Source organism: Leptolyngbya sp. Heron Island J (assembly GCF_000482245.1).
GTDB lineage: Bacteria > Cyanobacteriota > Cyanobacteriia > Phormidesmidales > Phormidesmidaceae > Leptothoe.
In genome coordinates, this window is sequence record NZ_AWNH01000012.1 from 157,637 (window position 1) to 180,800 (window position 23,164).

Here is a 23,164-nt window from a genome sequence, read left to right on the forward strand (position 1 = left end):
AGCCTGTTAACACCTATGGTGAAGAGCGGAAAGTTCATCGGCCTCAACCGTGATGTGGGCGCAACGTTATGGATAACGCCCATACATCGAAAAAATAAAACCTCATGAATTCATTTCCATAAAGTGCTTTTAGGCCATGACTAGGCAAGTTTGATATAAATCATTTTTGGTACAAATCTTAAACCATAAAGGACTGTAACGGGGAAATGCCAATGGCTTACCTACTAGCTCAAATTGCGAATTATCAGCGAGAAATTATGGCGGTTGCCCAGCGCATTTTACTAGAGCTATTGCGACGGCGGCGCAGCTTGATTTTTTGGGCAATTTTCCCCACATTACTGTTGTTTCTGAATGGAGCGATTACGGCAGAACGGGCACAGCTGGAGCGAGCAGAGGCGTTAGCAGTCGTAGCCCCGCCAACCCTGGTGGGGGCAGCATTATTTTTTAGCTGTTTGGGCGGCAGTGTGGCGACGGTGGTGGCTGAGCGTGAACAAAATACGCTGAAACGGCTATTTCTGTCACCGTTGCGCGGGGTGTCTTATTTTTTGGGGATTGTGGTGGCCCACAGTGCGATTGGGGTGGGTCAGGGATTATTGGTGTTTGCGATCGCCCTGGCCCTGGGTGCAACCTTTCCCGGCTCATGGCCCCTGGCCATAATCATTATTCTGCTCAGCATTCTCACCTATGTGGGCGTCGGCTTTATCCTCGGTACCCAATTCGCCCGCCGCACCGAAGATGTCAATGCCTTAGTCGCCGCCTTTGGCGTACCCTTACTGATCCTGGGTGGAGCCTTTATGCCCACTGCCATTTTCCCCGACTCCCTGATCCGGCTGGCCCAATTCAATCCCATTTTCCATATGACAGAGGCGTTAACACTGACCCTGGCCGGAGAAGCAGCCAATCACCATATCAGCTTTTTAGGAATATTTGCCCTGGCCATGGTGATTACTGGCTGGCTATCCTACCGCCGGATGGTGCGTTTAGAACGCACCCTTTAGCGGCCCTTTAACGGTAAGTTGAAATAAAGCTGTGCATGGTCTTGCCAATGAATGCAAACACTAATGGCCAAGTTCTACCCAAGCATATAACCCTACTCCAGTGCGGTCTCAGATGGGATGCCCAACCCGAGACAGAATTAGATTTAGACATGGCGGTTTTAGCCCTGACTGCCACGGGCAAATTGGCCGCTGGGAAAGAAGGATTGATCTATGCTGGACATCCCCGTCACTCATCCGGCGCAATTCAACTGCTCAACGACAGCATTACCGGCGAAGGCGACGGTGACGACGAACAACTGGTGATCCATCTGTTACAGCTGCCGGTCGATATCACCAAGCTGCTATTTGTGGTCAATATTGACTGTGGTGAAGAACAGCACCAGGACTTTAGCCAAACCCCAAATGCCTGCTGGCGTCTGCTCGATCGCTCCAGTCAGCGGGTTTTACTCAATCGGTCATTGTCCAATGCCCAATGGCAAAACGTCACTACTCTGTTTGTCGCCACATTGGAACGCACAGTCGATCAATGGCAAATAGTCTCCTGTCTTGAACCCAGCTCCCTCAGAAATCTCCATGACCTTCTGCACCAATACAGTTAAAAACAGTTAACACTCGTTTAACTCAGCGCTGCACATACTTGCTCAATGCTTTGAACGCTGCCGGGGTTGATCAGACCATGGTAGTCAAAGCCATAAACCTGATCGGATTGGACGGCTGATAGCTGTTCCCAAAACGGATCGGTTTTAAGCTGGGCGATTTCCTCCTCCAAACCGCTGCCAGAGTCAATAAAAAACAGCTGTTCTGGATTCATTGCCAAAATTTTCTCAGCAGATAGGGTAATGTACCCTTGAAATTCACTTTGACCCTGCAAATCTGCCGTCAGGTTTTGAATATTAAACTTCTCCAAAAAATTGCCTGCCCAGCTATCTTTGTTAGGCGACAACAGCGGTTCTCGGCTGGCCAACACTATTGCTGTCGGGCCACTGTCCGAGGCCTGTGCCAAACAAGCATCATACCGTTCCACCAAAGGTGTTGGATCGACATTCAGCTGAGTAGCCAGGACTTGGGTAAAGTTTTTAAGACTTTCCCAATCATCAATCTCTGTAGATAACACATTGACCTCTAAGTCTGTTAGTCGTTCCAGCGTTTTATCATGGAATCCCGCCGCACCAATCACCAGGTCAGGTTGCAACGCCACAATTTTTTCGAGATCGGGTTCAGTGCGTCCGCTGCTAACAATCGTTAATCCCTCAAATCGCGGATCTGCAGTCAGCAGCGAACTGCCAGGAATAGCCACCAGGGTATCGTCAGCCAGCGTCTGCACAATATCAGCACTGATGGAGGTCAGCGCCACAATCTTCTCAGGTGTATTTTCAGCTGTAGCAGTGGTCTCTAGTGTTGCGGGTGTTGCGGGTGTAGAGGAAGGGTTGGGGCTACAGGCTGAGACGGTCAGGGCTAGACTCAACACCCCAAAGAGTTTTCCTAAAACGTGGGTCGTCATAATTGTTCTCCTAAGCTGCTGATATCATCAATGGACATTAAAACTGCCAGGTAACCCCAGCTTGCACATTTAATCCTGGCTGCTCAAAACGAGCCCGCCGCAGGTCAAATAGACTATCGTTGCTATCTAAAAACCGCACATCGGCATAACGTTCATAGTCAGTATCAAACAGATTGAACAATCCTAAATTTAGGGTGAGATTAGAATGAACCTGATAGTAACCAATCAAATCAAACACGGAGTAGCCATCAGGGACAAAGGGATCTTGGCCGGCTTCCGGTTCAAACCCTTCCCCTCGGGCAGTGCCCACCAGGGTACTGACAAACTCAGCCCCCCAGCGTTGATCGGATGATCGGTAGCGCAGCCCCAGGACTGCTTCAATGGGGTCAACTGTGGACAACGGTTCATCTGAGGTGAGATTGTTCCCCTCGGTCCAGGCAATTGTTCCCAATAGGCTAAACCCACCTTGCCCAGGCGTAAACTGATATTCTGCCTTAGCCTCTGCCCCGTAGGTTTCTACTTCATTCAGGTTGACGTTTTGAAACACTAAAAAGGGTCGCCCCTGGACAAATTCTGTATCAATTAGCTGGTTGTCAATAAAGTCGTCGTAGCGGTTGTAGAATCCTGCCAGACTAAAATTAAACTTCGAGAAATTGCCTCGCATTCCTACTTCAAAACTGTTGCTGGTTTCTGCTTCCAGGTCAGGGTTGGGTTCGGTGCGGTAGCCAAAAATTTGGTTGGTGAAACCGCTGTTAATCTCATCATACTGGGGGGCACGAAAGCCACGGGAATAGCGTCCATAGAAGCTCAGCTCAGAACTGGGCTGATACACTAACGCCAGACTGGGTGCAAACGAGCTATCACTAAAGTCGGTTGCCGTGGCTCCATTCCGCTCAAAATCTTCGTCAATGGAGATGTTTAAGTCGTAATAGTCGTAGCGTAGACCAGGGATCACACTAAAGCTGCCGTCACCAAATTCAATCTCATTCTGGAGATAAACCCCTGCCCTCAAGGTATCTGAGTTGGGATAATCCCGTGTGGGAAAGTCATCGGGAATGGCCGTTTGGGTAGTTGCGCCGGTAATCAGGTCAGTTTGCACTCGGTCCCGCGGTCGAGCATTAAAGGTATTAGAAACATCTACTCCGTAGGTCAGCCGGTGACTGCTATTACCCCAGTCAAAGTCACTACGCAACTGAACATCGCCCCCAAACACCTGATCGGCAAAGCGATTCTCACTCACCCGCAAAGCAGGCAATGTTTGAAATGTGCGAAAATCAAACGACAGTAGCTCCCGCTCGTTTTCTTCTTGGGTGCGAGCATCCTGGAAATAAAGACGGGCCTGGGCAAAGTTAAGAAAGGATGTGCTTTCTGCATTGTCGTATTTATAGGCCAGACTAAACCGGGTGCGATTGGTGTCAATCTCTTCTTCAAATCGCGTCGTGGTGCCTGTAATTAGGGGTAAATTCTCGTCTGCTGTGGTGGTGTCGGTATCGTTATCAAATAGCTCCACGGTAAAGTCAACCGCACTAGTTTCATCCAAGTTATAGACCAATTTCCCCAGCAAACTGTTGCGGCTATTAATTTGGTCATCCCCTAAATTTTCGGCTTCAGAACTATCTCGTCGAGAATAGGCTAAGAGGGTATCGATATTATTAAATCGATAAACCTGAACCAGGGTGCTGGCAAATCCGCCATTACGGCTGTCAAAATTGGTCGAACCGGTGGCAGCCGAATTACGACCCACATTATCAATCAGCTCAGTGGGGTCCAGGGTAAAGTAGCTGACTGTACCACCCAGGGCATCACTGCCATACAGGGTAGATGCTGGACCGCGTAAAATCTCAGCAGTCCGGAGGATTTCAGTATCAAAATAATCTCTGCCCAAATTAAACCCGGCCCCCACGGTGACTGGATTACCAAATTGAAAAGCGGAGGGTAGCCGGATATCATCGACTTGAATCAGCACCCGGTTACCATCAATTCCGCGAATATTAAAATCCTGTAGGCCAAATTGCAGATTATTTCTAACCGATACACCGGGTTCATAGCGAACCAGGTCAGAAATGTCGCGAATCAATAGGCGATTAACCTCCTCTGCATCCATCACAGTCACAGTGGTTGGCGATGTCTGAATGGTGCGGGGGGTACGAGTGCCGGTAACTGTAATCCGTAACAACCCGTCTTCATCTTCAACCACATCCTCGTCGATGACATTATCTTCAGTTGGGTCTACTGGCTCGGGGGGTGTCTGAGCAAGATACCTGGTTTCCGGAGTAGCTACAGGCAAACCGTGAGGCGTATTTTCGGATGCTGCCATGGCGTGGGCAGCCATTAGGAGCATTAAGCATGGGCCTTTAAAAAGAAAAATTCTCAATAAGCGCGGGTAGTTCATCTCAGGATTATTAGACTAATTGGAAAATCAAGACAGTCCAGCAGACTGTGGTTTATGGCTGCCTATGTTTCGGGGCTGGATGCCAATTCAACGGTTTCGTTTGGTGGGGTGGGGGCAGATTGTTTGGCGGTCAACGGACAGATTTGGGGACCCACAGGGGTGTCTACAATGGCTACATCGACGTCAAACACCTGGTTAACAATGTCAGGAGTGAGGGTATCGGCCACTGCACCCACAGCCCACAGAGTGCCCTCGCGCATGAGGGCCAGCCGATCGCTGTAGCGAACGGCGAGATTAATATCGTGCAGGACGGTGATGATGGCCAGCTGTTGTTTTTGATTGAGCTGTTTGAGCAGTTCTAAAAGCTGCAGCTGATAGTGAATATCGAGGTAGGTAGTCGGTTCATCAAGCAGCAATACCTTGGGTTGCTGGGCCAGGGCCAGGGCCAAAAAGGCTCGCTGTCGCTGACCTCCAGACAACGCGGATACGGGGACATGGCGATATTGCTCCATGTCTGTCCAGGCTAGGGCTTGCTCAATCTGCTGGTGATCAGCGGCGGTGAGGTCCCACTGCCACCAGGGTTGGTGGGGAGAACGGCCTAGACTCACTAGCTGATAAACACTGAGACCGGCTGGCAAAATTTGTTGCTGGGGTAGCAATGCTAGCTTCCGGGCGACCGCTGTCGGTGACAGGCTGTGGATATCGTCACCGCTGAGCCAGATAGTTCCTTGTTGGGGAGATAAGATCCGCCCGCAGAGTCGCAGCAAGGTGGATTTACCAGACCCGTTGGCTCCCAGAATACTGAGCCATTCCCCTTGATGTAGCGTCAGGCTGACCTGCTGAACAATAGTGGTGTCGCCATAGCCACCTTGCAGATTGGATGTTTCTAAAACCATAGCTAGCCCCTCGTAATAGCTCCACTACGACGATAAAGCAGCCACATAAAGACGGGGGCTCCCATGATTGAGGTGACAATGCCGACAGGTAGCTCAATGGGACCGAGGCGGGCCAATAAATCAGCAAAGCAAAGCACCAAAGCTCCCCCCATGGCAGAAAAGGGCAGCACTAGTCGATAGTCGTTGCCGACCAAAAATCTGACGCCATGGGGGACGAGCAGACCAATAAAGCCCACTAAACCAGCAATGCTGACGGCTCCAGCGGTGAGCAAGGTGGCGACTGCGCCGATCAGCAGTCGCGATCGCACCAAGGACGACCCCAGCCCCACCGCCAAATCATCCCCCAGATTTAACAAATTCACCTGCCGAGCCAGTAAACAACCCAGGAGCAAAGCAATCAACATACTGGGGCCAACAATTCTCACTTCTGTCCAACCCCGGCCATTGAGACTCCCGATCAACCACGTCAGAGCAGCCTGCACCTGGCCATCCGGAGATAACAGTAGCAGCATGGTTTGCAGCGCCGCAAACAGAGTACTGGCGGCAACGCCTCCCAGGATGAGACGCTCCACCGAGATCTCACCCCTGGTTTTGGCCAGGGCAAAGACCAGCGCCATCGCGATTACCCCGCCCAGCCAGGCCCCCAACGGTAGCCAGATAGCCCAGACCCTAAGACCGACGATCAGCACAGCCGCCAGCCCTGCCCCAGAGGAAATCCCTAGCAAAAACGGACTGGCGAGCCCATTGCGCAACATCCCTTGCAGCAAAGACCCGGCCATCCCCAAAGCCGACCCAACCATGATCGCAGCCACCACCCTGGGCAACCGTAAATCCCACACAATTGTCTGGTTGATGGTACTGCCCTCTTTGAGTAAAGCCGCCCATAATTCTGGGCGAGTCAGGGCCACAGAGCCAAAGGACAAGGAGATAGCGATGGTTAAAAACAGCCCCAGCAATAGCAGTAAACCCACCAGCAATAACGGCGGCCACACCGACCGCTGCCGTGACCGTTGAAGAGCTGCTTTTGATGAAACCGATCCCATGCCTGTATGCCGCTGACTTAACCCTGCATCTATGTCCAGAACCGGAGTTTTTCCGTAATTGCTCTGTGGACAAATAAACGTCCACGCAAATCATCCCTTTAATGAAAATAGATGTCAAGTAAAGCAATTGACTTTACGTGAGCAGCCTGAGCGGTTACTAAAGGCCAGGGTTAACCAAGATACTGATGAGCCCATAGGGCAGCCTGGGTGCGATCGCGAACATCCAGCTGGCAAAAAATATTTGTCAGGTGATTTTTAATTGTGCCTTCGGTTAGGTTTAGGGCAGCCGCAATTTCTCGATTACTTTTACCCTGGCCCAACAGTTTCAAAATCTCCAACTCTCTTCGATTAAATTGGATATCGTAATCGGTTGATTTAGGATCCGCCGGAGCATTGTTCAGCTGAGAGAACACCTTGGGGGCAATGGTGGGGCCTAATTGGCTATAGCCCTGGTTTAAGCTACGAATAGCAGCGGCCACCTTGGGAGCCGGGGTGCTTTTGAGCAAATACCCTAATGCTCCTGACTGTAGGGATTTAAACACATATTCATCATTGTCAAATGTGGTTAAAACCAAAATCCGAATCCAGGGGTAGCGGGTATGAATAGCTTGAGTTGCCTGGACTCCGTCACAGATGGGCATCCGCACATCCATCAAAATAATGTCGGGCTGCAGTGTTTCCGTCAGCGCAATGGCTTCCTCTCCATGATTGGCTTCACCAACCACAATCAGATCCTCTTCAAGGGATAACAACGTCGCCAGTCCTTGCCGAAAAATGGGTTGATCATCAGCTAATAAAAGTCGAATCATCGAGGTATCCTAATCTGAATACAGGTGCCCTGGCCTAGTCGGCTATCCACCCGCATCGACCCACCGACCAGCTGGGCTCGTTCATGCATCCCCCTGAGACCAAACCCATAGGTAGGTTTAGCCAGATCAAAACCAATCCCATCATCTTCCAGTCTGATAGTAACCATCTCTGCCGAGGCTTTCCCCTGTAGCTCAATGACCCGGGCCTGACTATGTTTACGGATATTTTCTAGCCCTTCTTTAATCATGCAGTAAAGCTGATGATTGGTTTGTAACGCCAGCTGCGGTAAGTTGATATTGCCCTTGACAGTCAAGGATGGCTCAGAGTCGAAGGATTCGAGCAACTGCATCAGGGCTAAATTTAGATCAAATGTTTCTTCTCGCATGGTAGTGACTGCTCGGCGCACTTCGCGGACAGACTGACTCGCCAACAGTTTGGATGTGTTCAGCGCCTGTTGCACCTTTTCAGAGTCTTGATTATAAAGTCGTTGTGCCAATTCTAGCTGTACGTCCAGGGAGATTAAGGTATGCCCTAGGGAATCATGGATATCTCGGGCAATGCGGCTACGTTCTAAATCCGCTGCCAACAGTTCAACTTCCTGGGATAACGCAACGGCCTGCTGGCGACTCTTATACTCGGCCACCAGGGTCAGACAAAGCAAAATAATCAGGACACTGAAAGGAACATAAATTACCAGATTGTTAAAGACCGCATCAATCACCATGAGCTGAGGAGCAGCTTGCAGAGCATCAAGATGTATTTGCACCCGTGCTTGAATTTGCTCAATCGGTGTAGACACATTTTGCATCAACCGCCACACTAAACCAACATGCCAGGCGATACCAGCCCAAATGGCAGTGACGATAACATCGCGACGACGCAACAAAAAACTACTTTTGGCTAAATACAAAAAGAGAAGCAGATCGAGTCCCCAGTCGCTAAACGCACGGGTCAGCAACAAACAGAAAATCTCAATAAAAATGTAACTTTGCCGTTGCCATAGGGGTCGCCGAATTGGAAAAACAAAGCTCAACGCCGCTAAAACTGCCAATACACAGAAATTCAGGTAGTCGCCTACTCCGATTTCATAGGGCACCGAGTCATGTAGGATAGGAAACAAGACCCTCAGGGTCACCATGACCAAAAATGCCCACTCCACATAGCGTAAAATTTTTGGAATTGAAGGATTGATGGTGGAAATCTGAGGAGTTGCCTGAGCTGACATCAGCCTAACTAGCCTAATTCTATGATTGCTTTTATAGCTTATGAAAGTTATGGATAAACTTCCATGACAAATGTCATTTGTCGGGATGACCTGTCGCTATGGCACTGGCTGCAAAATCCTGAGTAACTTTAAAGAGCAAAGATAGAAGAGCCTGCGGAGGCTGTCGATTTTTATGAAACAACTACAGCTGGGTACAGGGTTAATAGCAATATCCATTGGCATGATGGGGTTTGGGTTTGGCAATTTACCCTTACCACTGACGACAAATGCGGCGATGGCAGCTGATGATCAGCTATCCCCGCTGATTCAACGGGAGTTATTCTTTGCTAATCCAGAGATTACCGGAGCTCAACTTTCTCCCGATGGCCAGTTTCTAGCATTTCAAAAACCTCTAGACGGGGTGATCAATGTGTGGGTTAAGGGCATCAATGAGCCCATGGAAGCGGCTCGTCCAGTGACCGCAGATGGAGATAGTCCCATCATTGCTTATTTTTGGAGTGCCGATGGACGCTATATTCTCTATGCGCAAGATAAGGGGGGCAATGAGGATTTCCATATCTATGCTGTAGACCCTAATTCTTTAGGCGAGACTATTCCAACCGCCCGTAATTTAACTCCCCTAGAGGGTGCTACAGCTTTGATCTATGCGGTGCCTAAACAAACACCTAACCAGATTATTGTGGGTTTGAACGATCGCGATCCTCGATTTCACGACATTTACCGTTTGGATTTGACGACGGGAGACCGCACATTGTTGCTACAGAATGATGAGAATATCGGTCACTGGACAACTGATTTAACGGGCAATATCCGTCTAGCCCATCGTCAAACCCTGGAAAAAGGCAATGAGATTTTGGCAGTCAAGGATGATGGGTTAATCCCTGTCTATAGCTGCCGTATTGAAGAAACCTGTATGCCCATTCGCTTTCATCCAGATGGTCAGCGGGTATATCTCATCAGCAATCGCGATGGAGATTTGATTCAGCTAGAACTGCTAGATCTTGAGAGCCAACAGAGTCAGGTGATAGAAGCTGATCCTGAAAACCAGGTAGATTTTGCCACTGCCATATTTTCAGAGGCTACAGATGAGTTGGTGGCAACGGCCTATGTTGGTGATCGCCTCCGCATCTATCCTCAAGAGGAGCAGTTTGCCGCCGACCTGGCGTTTATCCAGCAACAACTTCCTGAGATGGAACTGTCTGTGCAATCCATGACTCAGGATGACCGTCTGGTGCTGATCAGTGCCCAAAGCGATGTCAATCCTGGGGCTGTCTACTTGTTTGATAGTAGCGCTCAAACCCTGGAAAAACTCTATGAAGTGCGACCAGAGCTATCCAACCAGCAGCTGGCTACCATGCAGCCAGTGCGCTATACCGCCCGTGATGGCTTAGAAATTCCGGCATATTTGACCCTGCCTCAGGGCCTAGACCCGGTGAATTTACCGGCGATTGTGATGCCCCACGGTGGCCCCTGGGCGCGGGATGTATGGGGATATCACCCATTTACTCAGTTTCTGGCCAATCGAGGCTATGCGGTACTCCAACCGAATTTTCGCGGGTCTACTGGCTATGGTAAAGCCTTTCTCAATGCGGGTAACAATGAATGGGGCACCGGCGCAATGCAGCATGACCTGACGGACGGGGTGCAGTATCTGATCGATGCAGGCATTGCCGATCCGGAACGGGTTGGTATTTTTGGAGGCTCCTATGGAGGGTACGCAACACTGGCTGGGTTAGCCTTTACGCCCGATATTTATGCGGTTGGGGTATCTGCTGTAGGGCCTTCTAATTTGATTACATTGCTGGAGTCAATTCCTCCCTACTGGGCAGCGCTTCACGCAACCTTTGCGCTGCGGTTGGGCGATCTCGAAGATGAAAGCGATCGCAACCGTCTGCAGGCCCAGTCACCGCTGTTTGCTGCCGAACAAATTCAAGCCCCGCTGATGGTAATTCAAGGAGCCAATGACCCGCGCGTTAAGCAAGCCGAATCGGATCAAATTGTGGCCGCGTTGCGAGATCTAGACCGCCCTGTAGAATATCTAGTCGCCCTTGATGAAGGCCATGGCTTCCGTAAAGAAATCAACACGCTGGCCATGACCGCTGCCCTGGAACGATTTTTGGCTGAGCATCTTGGCGGTCGTTATCAACCAGAGATGACGCCCGACTTACAAACACAACTGGACGCTTTAACCGTTGATATCAATACTGTCACGGTAACTGAATCCAGTCAGCCAGAGATTGTTGAGCTGGACCCAGCTATCTATGATCGCTACACAGGCACCTACCAGCTAATGCCCAACATGCAGATTGCGATTTCAGTAAATGAAGAACAACTCATTGCTCAGGCTACGGGGCAAGAGGCGTTTAATCTGTATCCCATTTCAGAGACTCAATTTGTGGCTAAAATTGCCGATATCTTGATCCAATTCCAGGCAGCGCCAGAAGAAACCGTGAGCGGTCTGACACTGTATCAAGCCGGTCAAGAACTCTTTGCCCCTAAAGTGAGTGGAGAATAATCCTGATAAACCGCTATACTACGGAGCGGCTATCAAGCACCCATCTAACTCAGGGAAACAATAATCGGAGATTAGCACAATGGTTGCAAGTGCCACTTTTGGAGCAGGTTGTTTTTGGGGAACCGAACACGCATTTCGACAGTTGTCTGGTGTGGTCAAAACATCCGTTGGCTACATGGGTGGACACTTTGAAAATCCCTGTTATTTGGATGTCCTCTCTCGAATTACCGGGCATGCTGAAGTGGCCCAAATCCACTATGACCCAGCAACAATTAGCTACGAAACCTTATTAGACCGCTTCTGGCAGATTCATGATCCCACTAGCCTGAATCGTCAGGGGGCCGATCGTGGCGAACAATACCGCTCAGTCATTTTCTATCATACGGACGAGCAACGGCAGCTGGCCCATCGAGCTAAACAGGCGATGGCGAGCCAATATCCCCAACCCATTGTGACCGAAATTGTTGTAGCGACTCAATACTGGTTAGCCAGTGAGGAGCATCAGCAGTATTTTGAAAAAAAATCTCTTAAACGCCACTCAAAACAGTATCTGTCTTAGAGAACAGACCTAAAGAAGAGCCCTGGTGATTCTTGATGGATCACCAGGGCTCTTAATTTTTTGAATGCTAATACAGATAACTCACAAATTGAGCAACTGTAGCTAGATCGTTACTTAGTACGCTCGTCAAGCTGGTCCAGACGCTCTGCCTGAATATCCTTAACACTCTTAGTCTGATTGTCTAAGTGCTCAAGACGCTGCTCATGAAGCTTGTTACCACCTGCAACATCCTTTAGCTGATCATCAGACAATTGCTCGTCAGTAACGTTCTTGTTCTGCTCTTCCATGGAAGTTACCTCAATCAATGTAGAAACAACAAAAGTCTTGTCCGGTCGTCTAACACAGGACTCCCCAATCATATCGAGCATCTCGCAAAATGGAAGAGATTTTGTCAGCTTCTCATGAATTTTTAATGATATATGGGGTTTTGAAGAGTTTTCTGAGGTTTTATTAAGAGATCAGAAGTCAATTGTGATGAAATCCAGTTAAATGCAGCTCTAATTATTAGAATCTCCTGAGTATGGTCACATTTGCTCAACTTTCTGCTATAAGGGGCATTGAGACTTCAAATGTGATTAATCACATTGCAAGTGCTGGGTTAGAGGTGAGGTACGCATGGGCGACAGTAATATTTTTCGTCGAGAAGCTTTAGAGCGGTTATCTTCTCCAGAGCAGCTTGACCAGCTGATGCAAATCGTCTCACCTCGTAGCTGGTTGCCACTAGCGACCGTTGGCGGATTGTTAGGAGCTGCTATTTTTTGGGCCTGTGAAGGGCGCATTCCTGTAACCACTAGTAGCCATGCCATCCTGGCCTATGCTGAAGGCGAGTCTGGTGAATTAGTTGGCGTAGCACATTTCCCCACTGGAGAGCTGGCCCAAATTGAACCGGGCATGGATGTCCTGCTAATTCCTGATGTAGAAGGGAACAAACAGGCGGCTGGGGGTATAGAAGGCAAGGTGAGTCAGGTGTCACTGCCCACGGTGATGACCCTAGATGGTGTCCGTCAGCTAGATGATCCAGCTGCGCCTACGACCATTGAGGTGCTGATTGAACTGACCCCTGATCCTAATACCAGTAGTGGTTACAAATGGTCTGCCAGCAGTCTTAACATGATTCCTTTGGGAGGCATGCATGCCACTGCCAGGGTAACCCTGGATGAGAAAGCTCCCCTCTGGTTTGTTCTGCCCTTTTTACATCAGTCCTAAAATTCAGACTGTCCTGAACATCAGACAGGGTTGCTGTTCCAAACTATGGTCTCATCTATAAAGTTGAGGCTGCACTCTCCTGCTTTCAGGACAGCTCAGCATTTAAATCAGCAACGGTAATCAGGATTTATTCGCTATCTACTGTTTGCGGGTGGGTAGTGGCTGGCCGCTGGTATTGAATTAACCAGGCGAAGACTGCACTGGTGGCAAACATAATCAGGGCATAGATGGCGGCTGGAATGGCCATGGTGGAATTATTGAGAAACGTGGGGCCGCTGGCAATGGCAATGGCTAAGGTGCCGTTCTGAATCCCGACTTCAATGGTAATGGATTTGGCACTGGGGGCATCGAGTCTAGCCAGGTTGGCGATCGCAAATCCCAAGGCCATGGTCACCACATTGAGGCTTAGTGTCACCCAGCCTACCTGGAGGAAAAAGCTAGCCACATTAGCCCGTTCCTTAGCCAGTAAACCGACAATAATTAATGCCAAAAAGAATAAAGATAGCCACTTGACCCAGCCTTCGATCCTGGCTGCAAATCCTGGGGTATAGCGATGCAGCGTCATGCCCAAACCAACAGGAATCAACGTAATCACAGCGATTTGAATCACCGTTGTTAAAAAGGAAAGCCGCAGAGCGACAGCTTCCCCTAAAAACTGTTGCATTGACAGATTTACCACCAGAGGAATCGTCACGATCGTAATCAGGCTGCTCACTGCCGTCAGCGTAATTGATAGCGCCACATTACCCCGCACCAGGTAAGTCACCATATTGGATGTTGGCCCTCCTGGACAGGCCGCCAAAATCATCACACCAACGGCGAGTTCTGGAGAGAGCGGAAACAGACTGGCGAGCATAAAGCCAACCACCGGCAGCATCACTAACTGGGCAATCAGTCCTAAAATGACAGCCTTGGGCTCAAGCCAAATCCGCTGAAAATCCTTAAGGGTTAGCCCCAGACCCATGCCTAGCATAATTACAAACAGGGCCAACGGTAGAAAAACTGTGGTTAAAAAATTGGATTCCATCTTTAGTTTTCCGTCCTTCGCTATAGCAATCCTACCGTGATTGCACCGGCTGTTTCACAGGCCTGGCTGGGATAGAAAATCTCTAAGTAGTATCCTAGTTCTCAAGCCACATTTGAAAAGCTGCATGGAGTTTGAACAGGCCCTGGCCCTGGTGAATGATGCCATGTCTGCTACTTTTAGCAGGCTGCTCAGTGATGCGGAATTAGCCTTATTCAAAGGAGCCTGGCACGGACAAACCTATGACGTTATTGCTGAGGAATCTGGCTATGCATCGAGTTACTTTACCCGAATTGTCGGCCCCAAATTTTGGAAAAATCTTAGCCAGGCCCTGGGGGAAAAAGTTAGCAAAACCAGTTTCCGTGCCGCTATCGAACACCGACAGCAACAACTCAATCAGGCCCCCTCTACTCTCCCTGCCGTCCCGGCTCCCTCGTCTGCCACTACTTCCCACCCCCTCGCCATCGACTGGGGTGAAGCCCCCGACGTTACCGCCTTCTACGGACGTCAAACCGAACTGGAAACGCTGACCCAGTGGGTCATTACCCATCGCTGTCGCCTAATCGGCGTTTTGGGCATGGGGGGCATCGGTAAGACTACTCTGACTGCAAAATTTATAGAAACGCTAGAGGCACGCACAGACTATCCGTTTACCCATATCATCTGGCGGTCGTTGCGTAATGGGTTGCCCTTAGTTGACTGGTTAGATGAGGTGATCCCGTTTATCTCCAATCAGCAGGACACCGAAGCCTCTCCTAAACGATTGCTCTACTGGCTGCGACAGTCTCGTTGTCTATTGATTCTCGACAATATGGAGACAATTTTGCATAGTGGAGAGCGAGCGGGTTCTTTTTGTGAAGACTATGCAGACTATGGCGATCTGTTAAAGCTACTGGCGGAGACGCGCCACCAAAGCTGTGTAGTGCTCACCAGCCGAGAAAAACCGGCGGTGGTTGGGGCCTTTGAAGGCGTCGATTTGCCAGTGCGATCGCAATCCCTAACCGGCTCCCCTGAAGCTGCCAGCGCCCTGCTGGATGCCAAGGGATTAGTGGGAACAGTGGCTGAAAAACAATCACTGGGAGAACGCTACAGCTACAGTCCCTTAGCCTTAAAGATTGTTGCCACCTCAATTCAAAGTCTTTTTGAAGGGCGTATAGACCTGTTTCTGGCCGAAGATACCCTGGTTTTTAATGGTCTGCAGCGACTGTTAGACCAGCAATTTGAGCGACTAACGGCTCTAGAAAAAACCATGATGATCTGGTTAGCCATTAACCGAGAATGGACCTCTATTAGCGAACTGGTTGACGACATTCAACCAACCGTTGCCAGGATACAGGTTTTAGAAACCCTGGAATCCCTCAGTTGGCGGTCCTTGATTGAGAAACAAGCAGGACGCTACACCCAACAACCGGTGGTGATGGAATATGTCACTGGCCAATTTATTCAACAGGTGTTGCCAGAACTTAACGGAGCTGAGCTGTCATTGTTTCTCAGCCATGCGCTGCTGAAAACCACTGTCAAAGACTATATTCGCCTGAGCCAGCAGCGGTTGATTGTGCACCCTATTGCCCATCAGTTTGCCCGTAACTTTAGCGCCAGGGCGATTTTAGCACAACAGATCCAACGGTTATTGACTACCTTAAGGCAGCCGCCTCAACAGTTTTCGGGGTACGGTGCTGGCAATCTGTTGAACCTATGTATTGAACTCGATGTGGATTTGGCCGGGTTGGATTTTTCCCATCTGCCCATCCACCATGCCTATTTACAACAGACTTGTTTGCACCAGGTCAGTTTTGTGGGGGCCACCTTTATTCATACGGCCTTTACCCAAACCTTTGGCAATGTATTAGCGGTGGCCTTTAGTCCCAATGGTCAGCTGTTAGCGGCCTCTGATACCAATGGGCAGATTTGGCTGTGGCGAACCGATCACCTGGAGCAACCCTACCTTACGTGGCAGGGGCACGGAAACTGGGTCTGGAGTCTGGACTTTAGCCCCGACAGTCAGTTTCTGATCAGCGGCTGTGATGATGACGATGACACCCTGAAACTGTGGGATGTGCAGACGGGGCAGCATCTGCGAACATTAATGGTGCCTGAAAGTCGGGTACGCACTGTCCGCTGGCATCCACAGCAGACACTGATCGCCAGTAGCGGTGTGGATGGGATGGTGCGACTCTGGGAACCGGAGACGGGGGACTGTGTGCAAACCCTGGCAGGACACACCAATAAATCGTCAGCCTTAGCCTGGTGCCCTCAGTCAGATAGAGCACATATTCTCGCCACGGGCAGTGCGGATCAGACCATTCGAACTTGGGATACCGAGACTGGTGACTGTTTGTGGGTGATGGATGTGGGGGTGGGCGTGTTTGCGATCGCATGGCACCCCGATGGCAATATCCTAGCCAGCGGTAACAAAAATGGCGATGTGCAGCTTTGGGATAGCCATACTGGTGCCTTGCTTAACACCCTCCAAGGCCATCAAAAATGCCTTTGGAGTTTAGCCTGGAACCGTGACGGTAGACTGCTAGCCAGCGGTGGGGATGATTACAGTATTCGGCTATGGGATACCCAAACCGGGCAGTGTCTGCGGATTCTCCAGGGGCACCAAAATGCAGTGCGGGCCGTAGGATGGCAGCCTGGGCTAGTCGCCAGTCCCTCGCCTCCTCAATCCGAAGAGAGTTCCGAACTATTGGCCAGTGGATCGTTTGACCAAACAGTGCGGCTATGGAGTCCACGGGCGGATGCTTCTCTCAAAGTGTTGCAAGGGTATCGCAATGGTCTACAAGCCCTAGCCTGGCATCCTAGCAATGCCGTGTTAGCTAGTGGTGGGCACGATCGACAGGTGCGGCTGTGGAATACCCAAACCGGCCAATGTTTGACAGTGTTATCAGGTCATAGTCAACCAGTGTGGTCAGTGGCCTGGAGCCAGGATGGTCAATTAGCCAGCAGTGGCGACGATCAAACCATCTGTCTATGGCATATGGCAACAAACCAGATCGATGCCGTCTTAAAAGGCCATCAAGGGAGTATTTGGGATCTGGCCTGGCACCCTACCCAGGGTACCTTAGCCAGTGCCTCCCATGATCAAACAGTACGGCTATGGAATACCGCAACGGGTTGCTGCCTAACAACGTTGAAAGGCCATGCAAGCTTTGTACGCACTGTAGCCTGGAGTCCTGATGGGCGTCTCTTAGCCAGTGGTAGCTATGACCAAACCCTCAGACTCTGGGATGTGGCCACCGGAGACTGTTTACACATACTAGATGATCCAGAAAACTGGGTGTGGCGGATGGCGTTTAGCCCCAATAACAAGACCCTGGCAACCGGCAGCACTAACGGTGATATCAAGCTGTGGCAGGTATCTACAGGCAAGCATATACAGACGCTCAAGGGTCATCAAAATTCAGTTTGGTCACTAGCATGGCGTCCTAATGGTCGTACTTTAGTCAGTAGTTCTCACGATCAGACGGTCAGGATTTGGCGGATAAGTGATGGCCAGTGTCTGCAGGTGCTTAAAGGACATACTAATCTGATCTGGCAAATGGCACTAAGCCCAGACGGAAAGACCATTGCCAGCTGTGGGTCAGATGAAACCATTCGGGTCTGGGATGCGGTTGCAGGCACCTGTTTAAAAGTCTTGCGACCTTTGCGCCCCTATGAAGGAATGAACATTACCGACGTGCAAGGGCTGACCGATGCCCAGCAGATAAATTTGAAGCGTCTCGGTGCGGTAGTAACAACAATAAACACATCTGTATCATCACCAGAGACCTCAACACCTGCAATTCCTGTCAGTTCTGTCAAAGATAATGAACCCCCTTTAAGGATTAGTTTATTTGGTGGGTTGACGATCGCCTATCAACAACAGCCACTGAGGAATCTGGGCTCTAGTCGCACCCAATCGCTCTTGGCCTATCTGTTGTTACATCGCCATAGTAACCAGTCTCGTCAGCAGATTGCCCTAGCTTTATGGCCTGATTCTTTAGATAGTCAAGCTCGTACTAATCTCCGCAAAGAATTGCATAATCTGCGACGCCATTTACCCCAGGCTGAAGCCTATTTAGAAATTAACGCTAGTCAACTGGGCTGGCAAAATCAAGCGCCTTTCTGGCTAGACGTGGAAGACTTTGAGCAAGTGCTGATTACGGTAGATAATCAAGCCGAAGGGGAAGCCATTTCCAGTTTGGAACAGGCTGTTGCTCTATACACCGGAGATTTACTGCCTGCCATGTATGACGAGTGGCTTTATCCTATACGAGAAAAATTCCAGCAACAGTTTAGTCAAGCCCTGGCTCAGTTAGTTGATATTTTACGAAAACAGGAAAAGTACTCACCAGCATTAACCTATGCAGAAAGGCTATTACGGTTAGATCCGCTCAAAGAGGCTACTTATCAACGGCTAATGCAGCTACATAATCAATTAGGAAATCGTGCTACGGCTCTTCAGATTTATCATCAGTGCATGACCATCTTGCGAGATGAATTAGGGGTTGATCCTAGTTCTAAGACACAGGAGATATATAGGCAGTTGTTACAATAGGTTATGCCAACAAGAGATAGATTCTTGCTTGCTTACTTCAAGGTTGAAGGAGTTAGCAGCATTTTAGAAAAATCTCACTTCCTGATTACATCAGTGTGGTAACGAACTAAATACCTTGTGTTTTGAGAACGTTTTCGCAACGTTTATGGAACATCGAGTTTTCTAGGATGAAATCACGAATGAATGCCTTGTGACAATAACGAACGAGAGTTTTCTTGTTAACAAGAAAATCACCAAGTTTTTATTCCAACAGGATTCATATCGGCTCACTTATTTCTAGAAGACTATACAAGGAGTCAATCAATGTCAGATATCAATCTTAATCACATCCGGACTATTAATCAGCAGGTTATTCATCTGGAATACGATTCTAATGGTGGTGACATCATACTCGGCACATCCCGTGATGACGTGCTTGTTGGTGACAACGGCGACGATATTCTTGACGGCAAAGAAGGTAATGATGATTATATTGGTGGCTTAGGTAGTGATACCTTTGTCTTCCGTCAAGGGCATGGCACCGATAACATTCTTGATTTTCAAAATGGTGTTGATCATATCGGCCTCGCCAATGGCTTACTCTTTGAAGATCTAAATCTTGTTCAGCAGGGGGATGATGTCCTTATTCTCGTATATGATCAAACACTGGGTATGGTTAGCGACATTCAAGCTAGCCAGCTTACGGCAGAAGACTTTATATCGGTTCCATCTACCCAGTTTGAGGGACTTATTCTTCCTGTGTCACCTCAAACACTGGTCAATATGGATTAAAGGTTATTAGTTTTGAGTTTTAAGTTGTGCTCGCAACTTAAAACTCAAAACGGAGAACTTACTGATACGTAAATCCTAGATTCGTTTGTAACTGGCGGTTGCTAGTAATCCTACCGCGATAACGCCAACGATCAATGTGGGTTCAGGTGTGCTTACACGATTAAAGGTGATGGGGGTGCCAATGGCTCCACCGCTGGGTAAGAGAAATGTATCGGTGGAGTCAACGGTATTGGCGGCAATGGTAACTGTCGAAACTACAGTGCTGCCGGGTACTGGGAAGCTGGTGGGACAACCTATTGGTACATTGGTACCAAAAAACTCGTCTTCTCTGTAGGTTAAGGTCAGGTCACAGCTGGGCGTCAGGAGATTGCTCAAGTCTAAAATGGGCGTGGTTTGTTCACAGGTGCCCAGGGCGGTGCCGAGATTGCGATAGCTAAATATGCTCAGGTCAACGCCTGTGGCTCCAGGGCTAAATTCATAGGCTCTGCTACGGAGTAGGCTGCCTGTGTTACCAAAAAATTGTTCTAAATGAACATATTGCGAGGTCGTTGTGCTACTGGTCGGTACGGCACAATTTTCCATGGTCAGCAGCGGAACATTAGGATTATTGTTAACCTGTGCTTGGTTAGTAAAGAAGCCCGTAAACCAATCTACTGCCTGCTGGACCTGTTCGGTTGGAGTAAGCGTGGCAGCCAGCGTTGGAGCGCTGATGATGGCAGAAATCAAGGCGGTGCTAACACCTGTTTGCAAAAGTCGCATCATAAACCTCCTTGATGAAAACGATAAACATCGCAGTCTAAAACTTATACTACACTCTTATTACATCGTAAGGGAAATAGGACATTTCCTCTCAACAAGCTACAAATCGGGCATCAGCTGTGTCCGAGATGACCGATTTATCAGGGATTGTTCTCCCCACTTAAAACTCTCTCACGCCTAACCATAGGGGCTTGGTGTCGGTATAGTTCCATTGAGGACCCAGGCACCAATTTCTTGTAACTTGTAGTCCAACGGATCGTGCAAACTGAGCGTGCGTAAGTCTCGCCAGTAGCGGTCAAAACCATAGCTAGCTGCTGTGGAGCGCGCGCCCATGAGTTCAAACATGCGATTGGTAACCGTGAGGGCCATCTCTGTGGTGATCACTTTAGCAGAAGCTGCCGAGATTGCTACTTCCCCACGTTCTGCATGGGTGAGGGCATCTCCTTTGTCCCAGGCTTGCTGTACTTGCTGTGCTACCTGGTCTGCCAGCGCGTTAGCTCCCCGCAGCTGTGCCCATAGCTGACCATAGTTGCGTTGTAGATACGGATCGTTTACTGCTTGATCGACACCAGAGGTCAGCCATGGTTTTGAGCGATTGCAGGTATACTCTCGCGCATCTTCAAAGGCAGCTTCGGCAATGCCTAGGAAGATATAGCTGAGTAAGAGCAGACCGTGAATGCCGAGGAACGTTGCGATCGCAACGTCAGGGTTAGGTGGTGGTCCTAAAATCTCCTCAGCACTCAGTTCTACCTGGTCAAAGGTAAAGCTACCGCTGGCAGTACGTCGTTGCCCCATAGTGTGCCAATTGTGATTGTAAATTAAGCCTTGGCGGTCTCTGGGCACAACAAATAAAACAGGAATCGGATTGTTGGAGGCCATGGCTGCTCCGATGATCCGATCGGCAACTGCGGCACCGGTACAAAACGTTTTCTCTCCGTTTAGACGATACTGGTGATCTGTGGCTTCAATCGTGAGGCGAGGATCGCGAACGTTGATGGCATTGGCCCAAAAAAGATTGTATTGGGCAGTTTCTCGATATGCCTGCTCTGCCTGTTGGCGACTGCCCGATAGCATTGGTGTGGCACTTAGAATCAAATGGTAGGCATAGAGCTGGGCGGTGGCTGCGTCACCTTTGGCGATGGTTTTGATGATGGTCATGGCCTCTATCCAATTGGCCCCGATACCACCATAGGGTTTGGGTACGACCAAGGGCAACAACCCGGCATCGCGGAGCAGGTTGATTTCGTAGGTGGGGACTCCGGCTTTGCGATCGCGCTCAAGTGCCGTTTTCTTCAGTTCGGCAGCAACGGTTTCAGCAATTGACTGATAGTCGATGTGACTTTGTAAAGTAATCGTCATGGATTCTGTTTTCCTAGATGGTGTGTGTCTTTACCTGAACTGGATAGCTGAATTAATTTAATTGCAAGGCTTTTAGGGGAAAATCTGGTGAATAATTTCTGAGAAATCACCCGTATTCGATTGTGGCGTGTTTAACGACTGTTCATTCTGAATAACAGGATCTGATGCATACACTTTTGACTGGGTTAGTTTAGCCGCTATCACCATTAGGCCTAGACCAAGGCCTAAAATAAGCAGCTGTTTACGATGGAAAATCATAATAGAAGAGAGAGAGTTATTCATCTGATCAGACTTAAAGAAACAAGGGCGAATCAATCAATTTCGCTGATTTTTAGGTGATCGTCACTTTTAAAGTGTTTGATTTGGCTTACAGATCCGGCACTATTGAGAGAGCCTGCGGGCGAGATAATAAGTGTTCTGGAAGTCGTTTTCCAGCTGTTGTACTTCGATGTTGCTAAAGCCAGCGGCCTGTAGCATTTCCAGGGCCAGTTCTTGACCCCACATGGCTCCCAGACCTGGACCACCGGCTGCTAGGGAGACGGCAGTGCAGTGATTACAGGAAATACTGTACAACAACGGCCCCACAGGATGATTTAAATTATCCTCTAAGCGGCTAGATGCTTGAATTTCTTGCATCAGATAGAGCCCCTCTGGTCGCAGGGCTCGGTAGATATTTTGTAAGACGATATCTGGCTGTGCCTGGTCGTGAATGGCATCAAATGAGAGTGCCAGGTCATACTGATTTTCTTCCATAATCAAGGCTGCATCTTGTATCTGAAACGTCACATTTTGTAGCCCCAATCGTTGTGATTCACCTTTGGCCCAGGCAATGACTTCACTGGATAGGTCATAGCCGACAAAGCGACTGTTGGGAAACCAACTGGCCAGGGTGTGTAATATACGTCCCTGTCCACAGCCAATATCAACGACAGAGATACCCTCAGCCAGTTGTTCTTTTAAGCCAAGGACTAGGGGTAAAACCTGGGTTTCAAGGGCGGTGATGACGGTTTGTGCACTTTCTTCTGCCATCACTGCATGGAAACGCTGGTAGGCAGAATAGGGAACGCCACCACCATGATGAAAACAATCGACAATGGCATCTTCAACACCCCCAATTACGGGAATAAACTGCATGGTGGTGGCCATGTTGTTAGGACTGGCGCTGCGGGTGAGCCAGGCGGCATGTTCAGCTGGTAGCCGGTAGGTTTTGTTGCCACTGTAATAGGTGACAATGTGGCCAGTGACCATGGCCCCTAACCATTCGCGAACGTAGCGTTCATTCAGCTTGGCCGCATCGGCAATTTGTTGACTGGTGGCAGGTGGTAGTTTGGCCATGGTGTCCAATAGCCCGGTGCGATGGCCAATGGATAGCATATGAGCCAGGGCACCACTATTGAGGATGTTGAGCAAGTTTTCGGCAAAGTCTGTAGACTTGTCGGTGTCAAATGCTGGGGTATCACCTTCAACGGCCAGCGGGGTTAGGGAGTCTATCGCTGTCATCATGGGCTCCAAAAAGAGTTGGACTTTCATGATTCAAGAATAGAAACTGCTGCGTTCCCTAACCGT

18 protein-coding genes are annotated in these 23,164 nt (G+C 49.3%); 7 read left to right on the forward strand and 11 right to left on the reverse strand.

Annotated features, from left to right (window positions below):
* The first annotated feature begins 212 nt into the window (after window positions 1-212).
* Both N836_RS43080 and N836_RS43085 read left to right on the forward strand, forming a co-directional pair.
* A complete protein-coding gene (locus N836_RS43080) occupies window positions 213-998 on the forward strand; it encodes an ABC transporter permease (protein ID WP_031291546.1) in 786 nt (261 codons plus the stop codon).
* Between the two features lie 47 nt (window positions 999-1,045).
* Window positions 1,046-1,597 (forward strand): TerD family protein, encoded by a 552-nt coding sequence (locus tag N836_RS43085; protein ID WP_031291548.1) that lies wholly within the window; start codon window positions 1,046-1,048, stop codon window positions 1,595-1,597.
* Between the two features lie 17 nt (window positions 1,598-1,614).
* Here the strand turns inward: N836_RS43085 and N836_RS43090 are convergent, their stop codons facing one another.
* The 6 genes from N836_RS43090 to N836_RS43115 form a co-directional block, all read right to left on the reverse strand.
* The gene (locus tag N836_RS43090; RefSeq protein ID WP_023070785.1) at window positions 1,615-2,499 is read right to left on the reverse strand and encodes an ABC transporter substrate-binding protein; all 885 of its coding nucleotides are present in this window, start codon (window positions 2,497-2,499) and stop codon (window positions 1,615-1,617) included.
* A gap of 37 nt (window positions 2,500-2,536) precedes the next feature.
* Window positions 2,537-4,816 (reverse strand): TonB-dependent hemoglobin/transferrin/lactoferrin family receptor, encoded by a 2,280-nt coding sequence (locus tag N836_RS43095; RefSeq protein WP_161634924.1) that lies wholly within the window; start codon window positions 4,814-4,816, stop codon window positions 2,537-2,539.
* 137 nt (window positions 4,817-4,953) lie between these two features.
* A complete protein-coding gene (locus tag N836_RS43100; RefSeq protein ID WP_023070787.1) occupies window positions 4,954-5,787 on the reverse strand; it encodes an ABC transporter ATP-binding protein in 834 nt (277 codons plus the stop codon).
* A 2-nt stretch (window positions 5,788-5,789) separates the two neighbouring features.
* Window positions 5,790-6,830: a FecCD family ABC transporter permease gene (locus N836_RS43105; protein ID WP_023070788.1), complete on the reverse strand. Its 1,041-nt coding sequence runs from the start codon at window positions 6,828-6,830 to the stop codon at window positions 5,790-5,792.
* Window positions 6,831-7,000: 170 nt separating this feature from the next.
* Window positions 7,001-7,639, reverse strand: coding sequence for a response regulator (locus N836_RS43110; RefSeq protein WP_023070789.1), 639 nt, complete (start codon window positions 7,637-7,639; stop codon window positions 7,001-7,003).
* Window positions 7,636-8,865, reverse strand: coding sequence for a sensor histidine kinase (locus N836_RS43115; RefSeq protein ID WP_023070790.1), 1,230 nt, complete (start codon window positions 8,863-8,865; stop codon window positions 7,636-7,638). Before N836_RS43115 ends, N836_RS43110 begins: the two co-directional genes overlap by 4 nt.
* Window positions 8,866-9,037: 172 nt before the next feature.
* Here N836_RS43115 and N836_RS43120 point away from each other — a divergent pair, with 172 nt between their 5' ends.
* Complete coding sequence (locus N836_RS43120; RefSeq protein WP_023070791.1) at window positions 9,038-11,380, forward strand: alpha/beta fold hydrolase; 2,343 nt, start codon at window positions 9,038-9,040, stop codon at window positions 11,378-11,380.
* A 79-nt stretch (window positions 11,381-11,459) separates the two neighbouring features.
* The gene (msrA, locus tag N836_RS43125) at window positions 11,460-11,939 is read left to right on the forward strand and encodes a peptide-methionine (S)-S-oxide reductase MsrA (protein WP_023070792.1); all 480 of its coding nucleotides are present in this window, start codon (window positions 11,460-11,462) and stop codon (window positions 11,937-11,939) included.
* Between the two features lie 110 nt (window positions 11,940-12,049).
* Here the strand turns inward: msrA and N836_RS76905 are convergent, their stop codons facing one another.
* Window positions 12,050-12,226 (reverse strand): hypothetical protein, encoded by a 177-nt coding sequence (locus tag N836_RS76905; RefSeq protein ID WP_200867379.1) that lies wholly within the window; start codon window positions 12,224-12,226, stop codon window positions 12,050-12,052.
* A gap of 328 nt (window positions 12,227-12,554) precedes the next feature.
* On the opposite strand from N836_RS76905, the gene N836_RS43135 reads away from it, so the two are divergent.
* Window positions 12,555-13,145: a hypothetical protein gene (locus N836_RS43135; RefSeq protein WP_023070794.1), complete on the forward strand. Its 591-nt coding sequence runs from the start codon at window positions 12,555-12,557 to the stop codon at window positions 13,143-13,145.
* A gap of 127 nt (window positions 13,146-13,272) precedes the next feature.
* Here the strand turns inward: N836_RS43135 and N836_RS43140 are convergent, their stop codons facing one another.
* Window positions 13,273-14,172, reverse strand: coding sequence for a bile acid:sodium symporter family protein (locus N836_RS43140; RefSeq protein WP_023070795.1), 900 nt, complete (start codon window positions 14,170-14,172; stop codon window positions 13,273-13,275).
* A 124-nt stretch (window positions 14,173-14,296) separates the two neighbouring features.
* Here N836_RS43140 and N836_RS43145 point away from each other — a divergent pair, with 124 nt between their 5' ends.
* The gene (locus N836_RS43145) at window positions 14,297-18,709 is read left to right on the forward strand and encodes a BTAD domain-containing putative transcriptional regulator (RefSeq protein ID WP_023070796.1); all 4,413 of its coding nucleotides are present in this window, start codon (window positions 14,297-14,299) and stop codon (window positions 18,707-18,709) included.
* Window positions 18,710-19,012: 303 nt separating this feature from the next.
* Window positions 19,013-19,480, forward strand: a complete 468-nt coding sequence (locus N836_RS43150; protein WP_023070797.1) for a hypothetical protein — start codon at window positions 19,013-19,015, stop codon at window positions 19,478-19,480.
* A 75-nt stretch (window positions 19,481-19,555) separates the two neighbouring features.
* On the opposite strand, the gene N836_RS43155 is transcribed toward N836_RS43150, so the two are convergent.
* The 3 genes from N836_RS43155 to N836_RS43170 form a co-directional block, all read right to left on the reverse strand.
* Window positions 19,556-20,242 carry a CpcT/CpeT family chromophore lyase gene (locus N836_RS43155; RefSeq protein ID WP_023070798.1) on the reverse strand — a complete coding sequence of 229 codons (687 nt, stop codon included), beginning with the start codon at window positions 20,240-20,242 and terminating at the stop codon, window positions 19,556-19,558.
* A 174-nt stretch (window positions 20,243-20,416) separates the two neighbouring features.
* Entirely contained in the window at window positions 20,417-21,598 is a 1,182-nt protein-coding gene (locus tag N836_RS43160; protein WP_023070799.1) for an acyl-CoA dehydrogenase family protein, read from the reverse strand.
* Window positions 21,599-21,979: 381 nt separating this feature from the next.
* Window positions 21,980-23,128 carry a class I SAM-dependent methyltransferase gene (locus N836_RS43170; protein ID WP_023070801.1) on the reverse strand — a complete coding sequence of 383 codons (1,149 nt, stop codon included), beginning with the start codon at window positions 23,126-23,128 and terminating at the stop codon, window positions 21,980-21,982.
* Window positions 23,129-23,164: the final 36 nt, after the last annotated feature.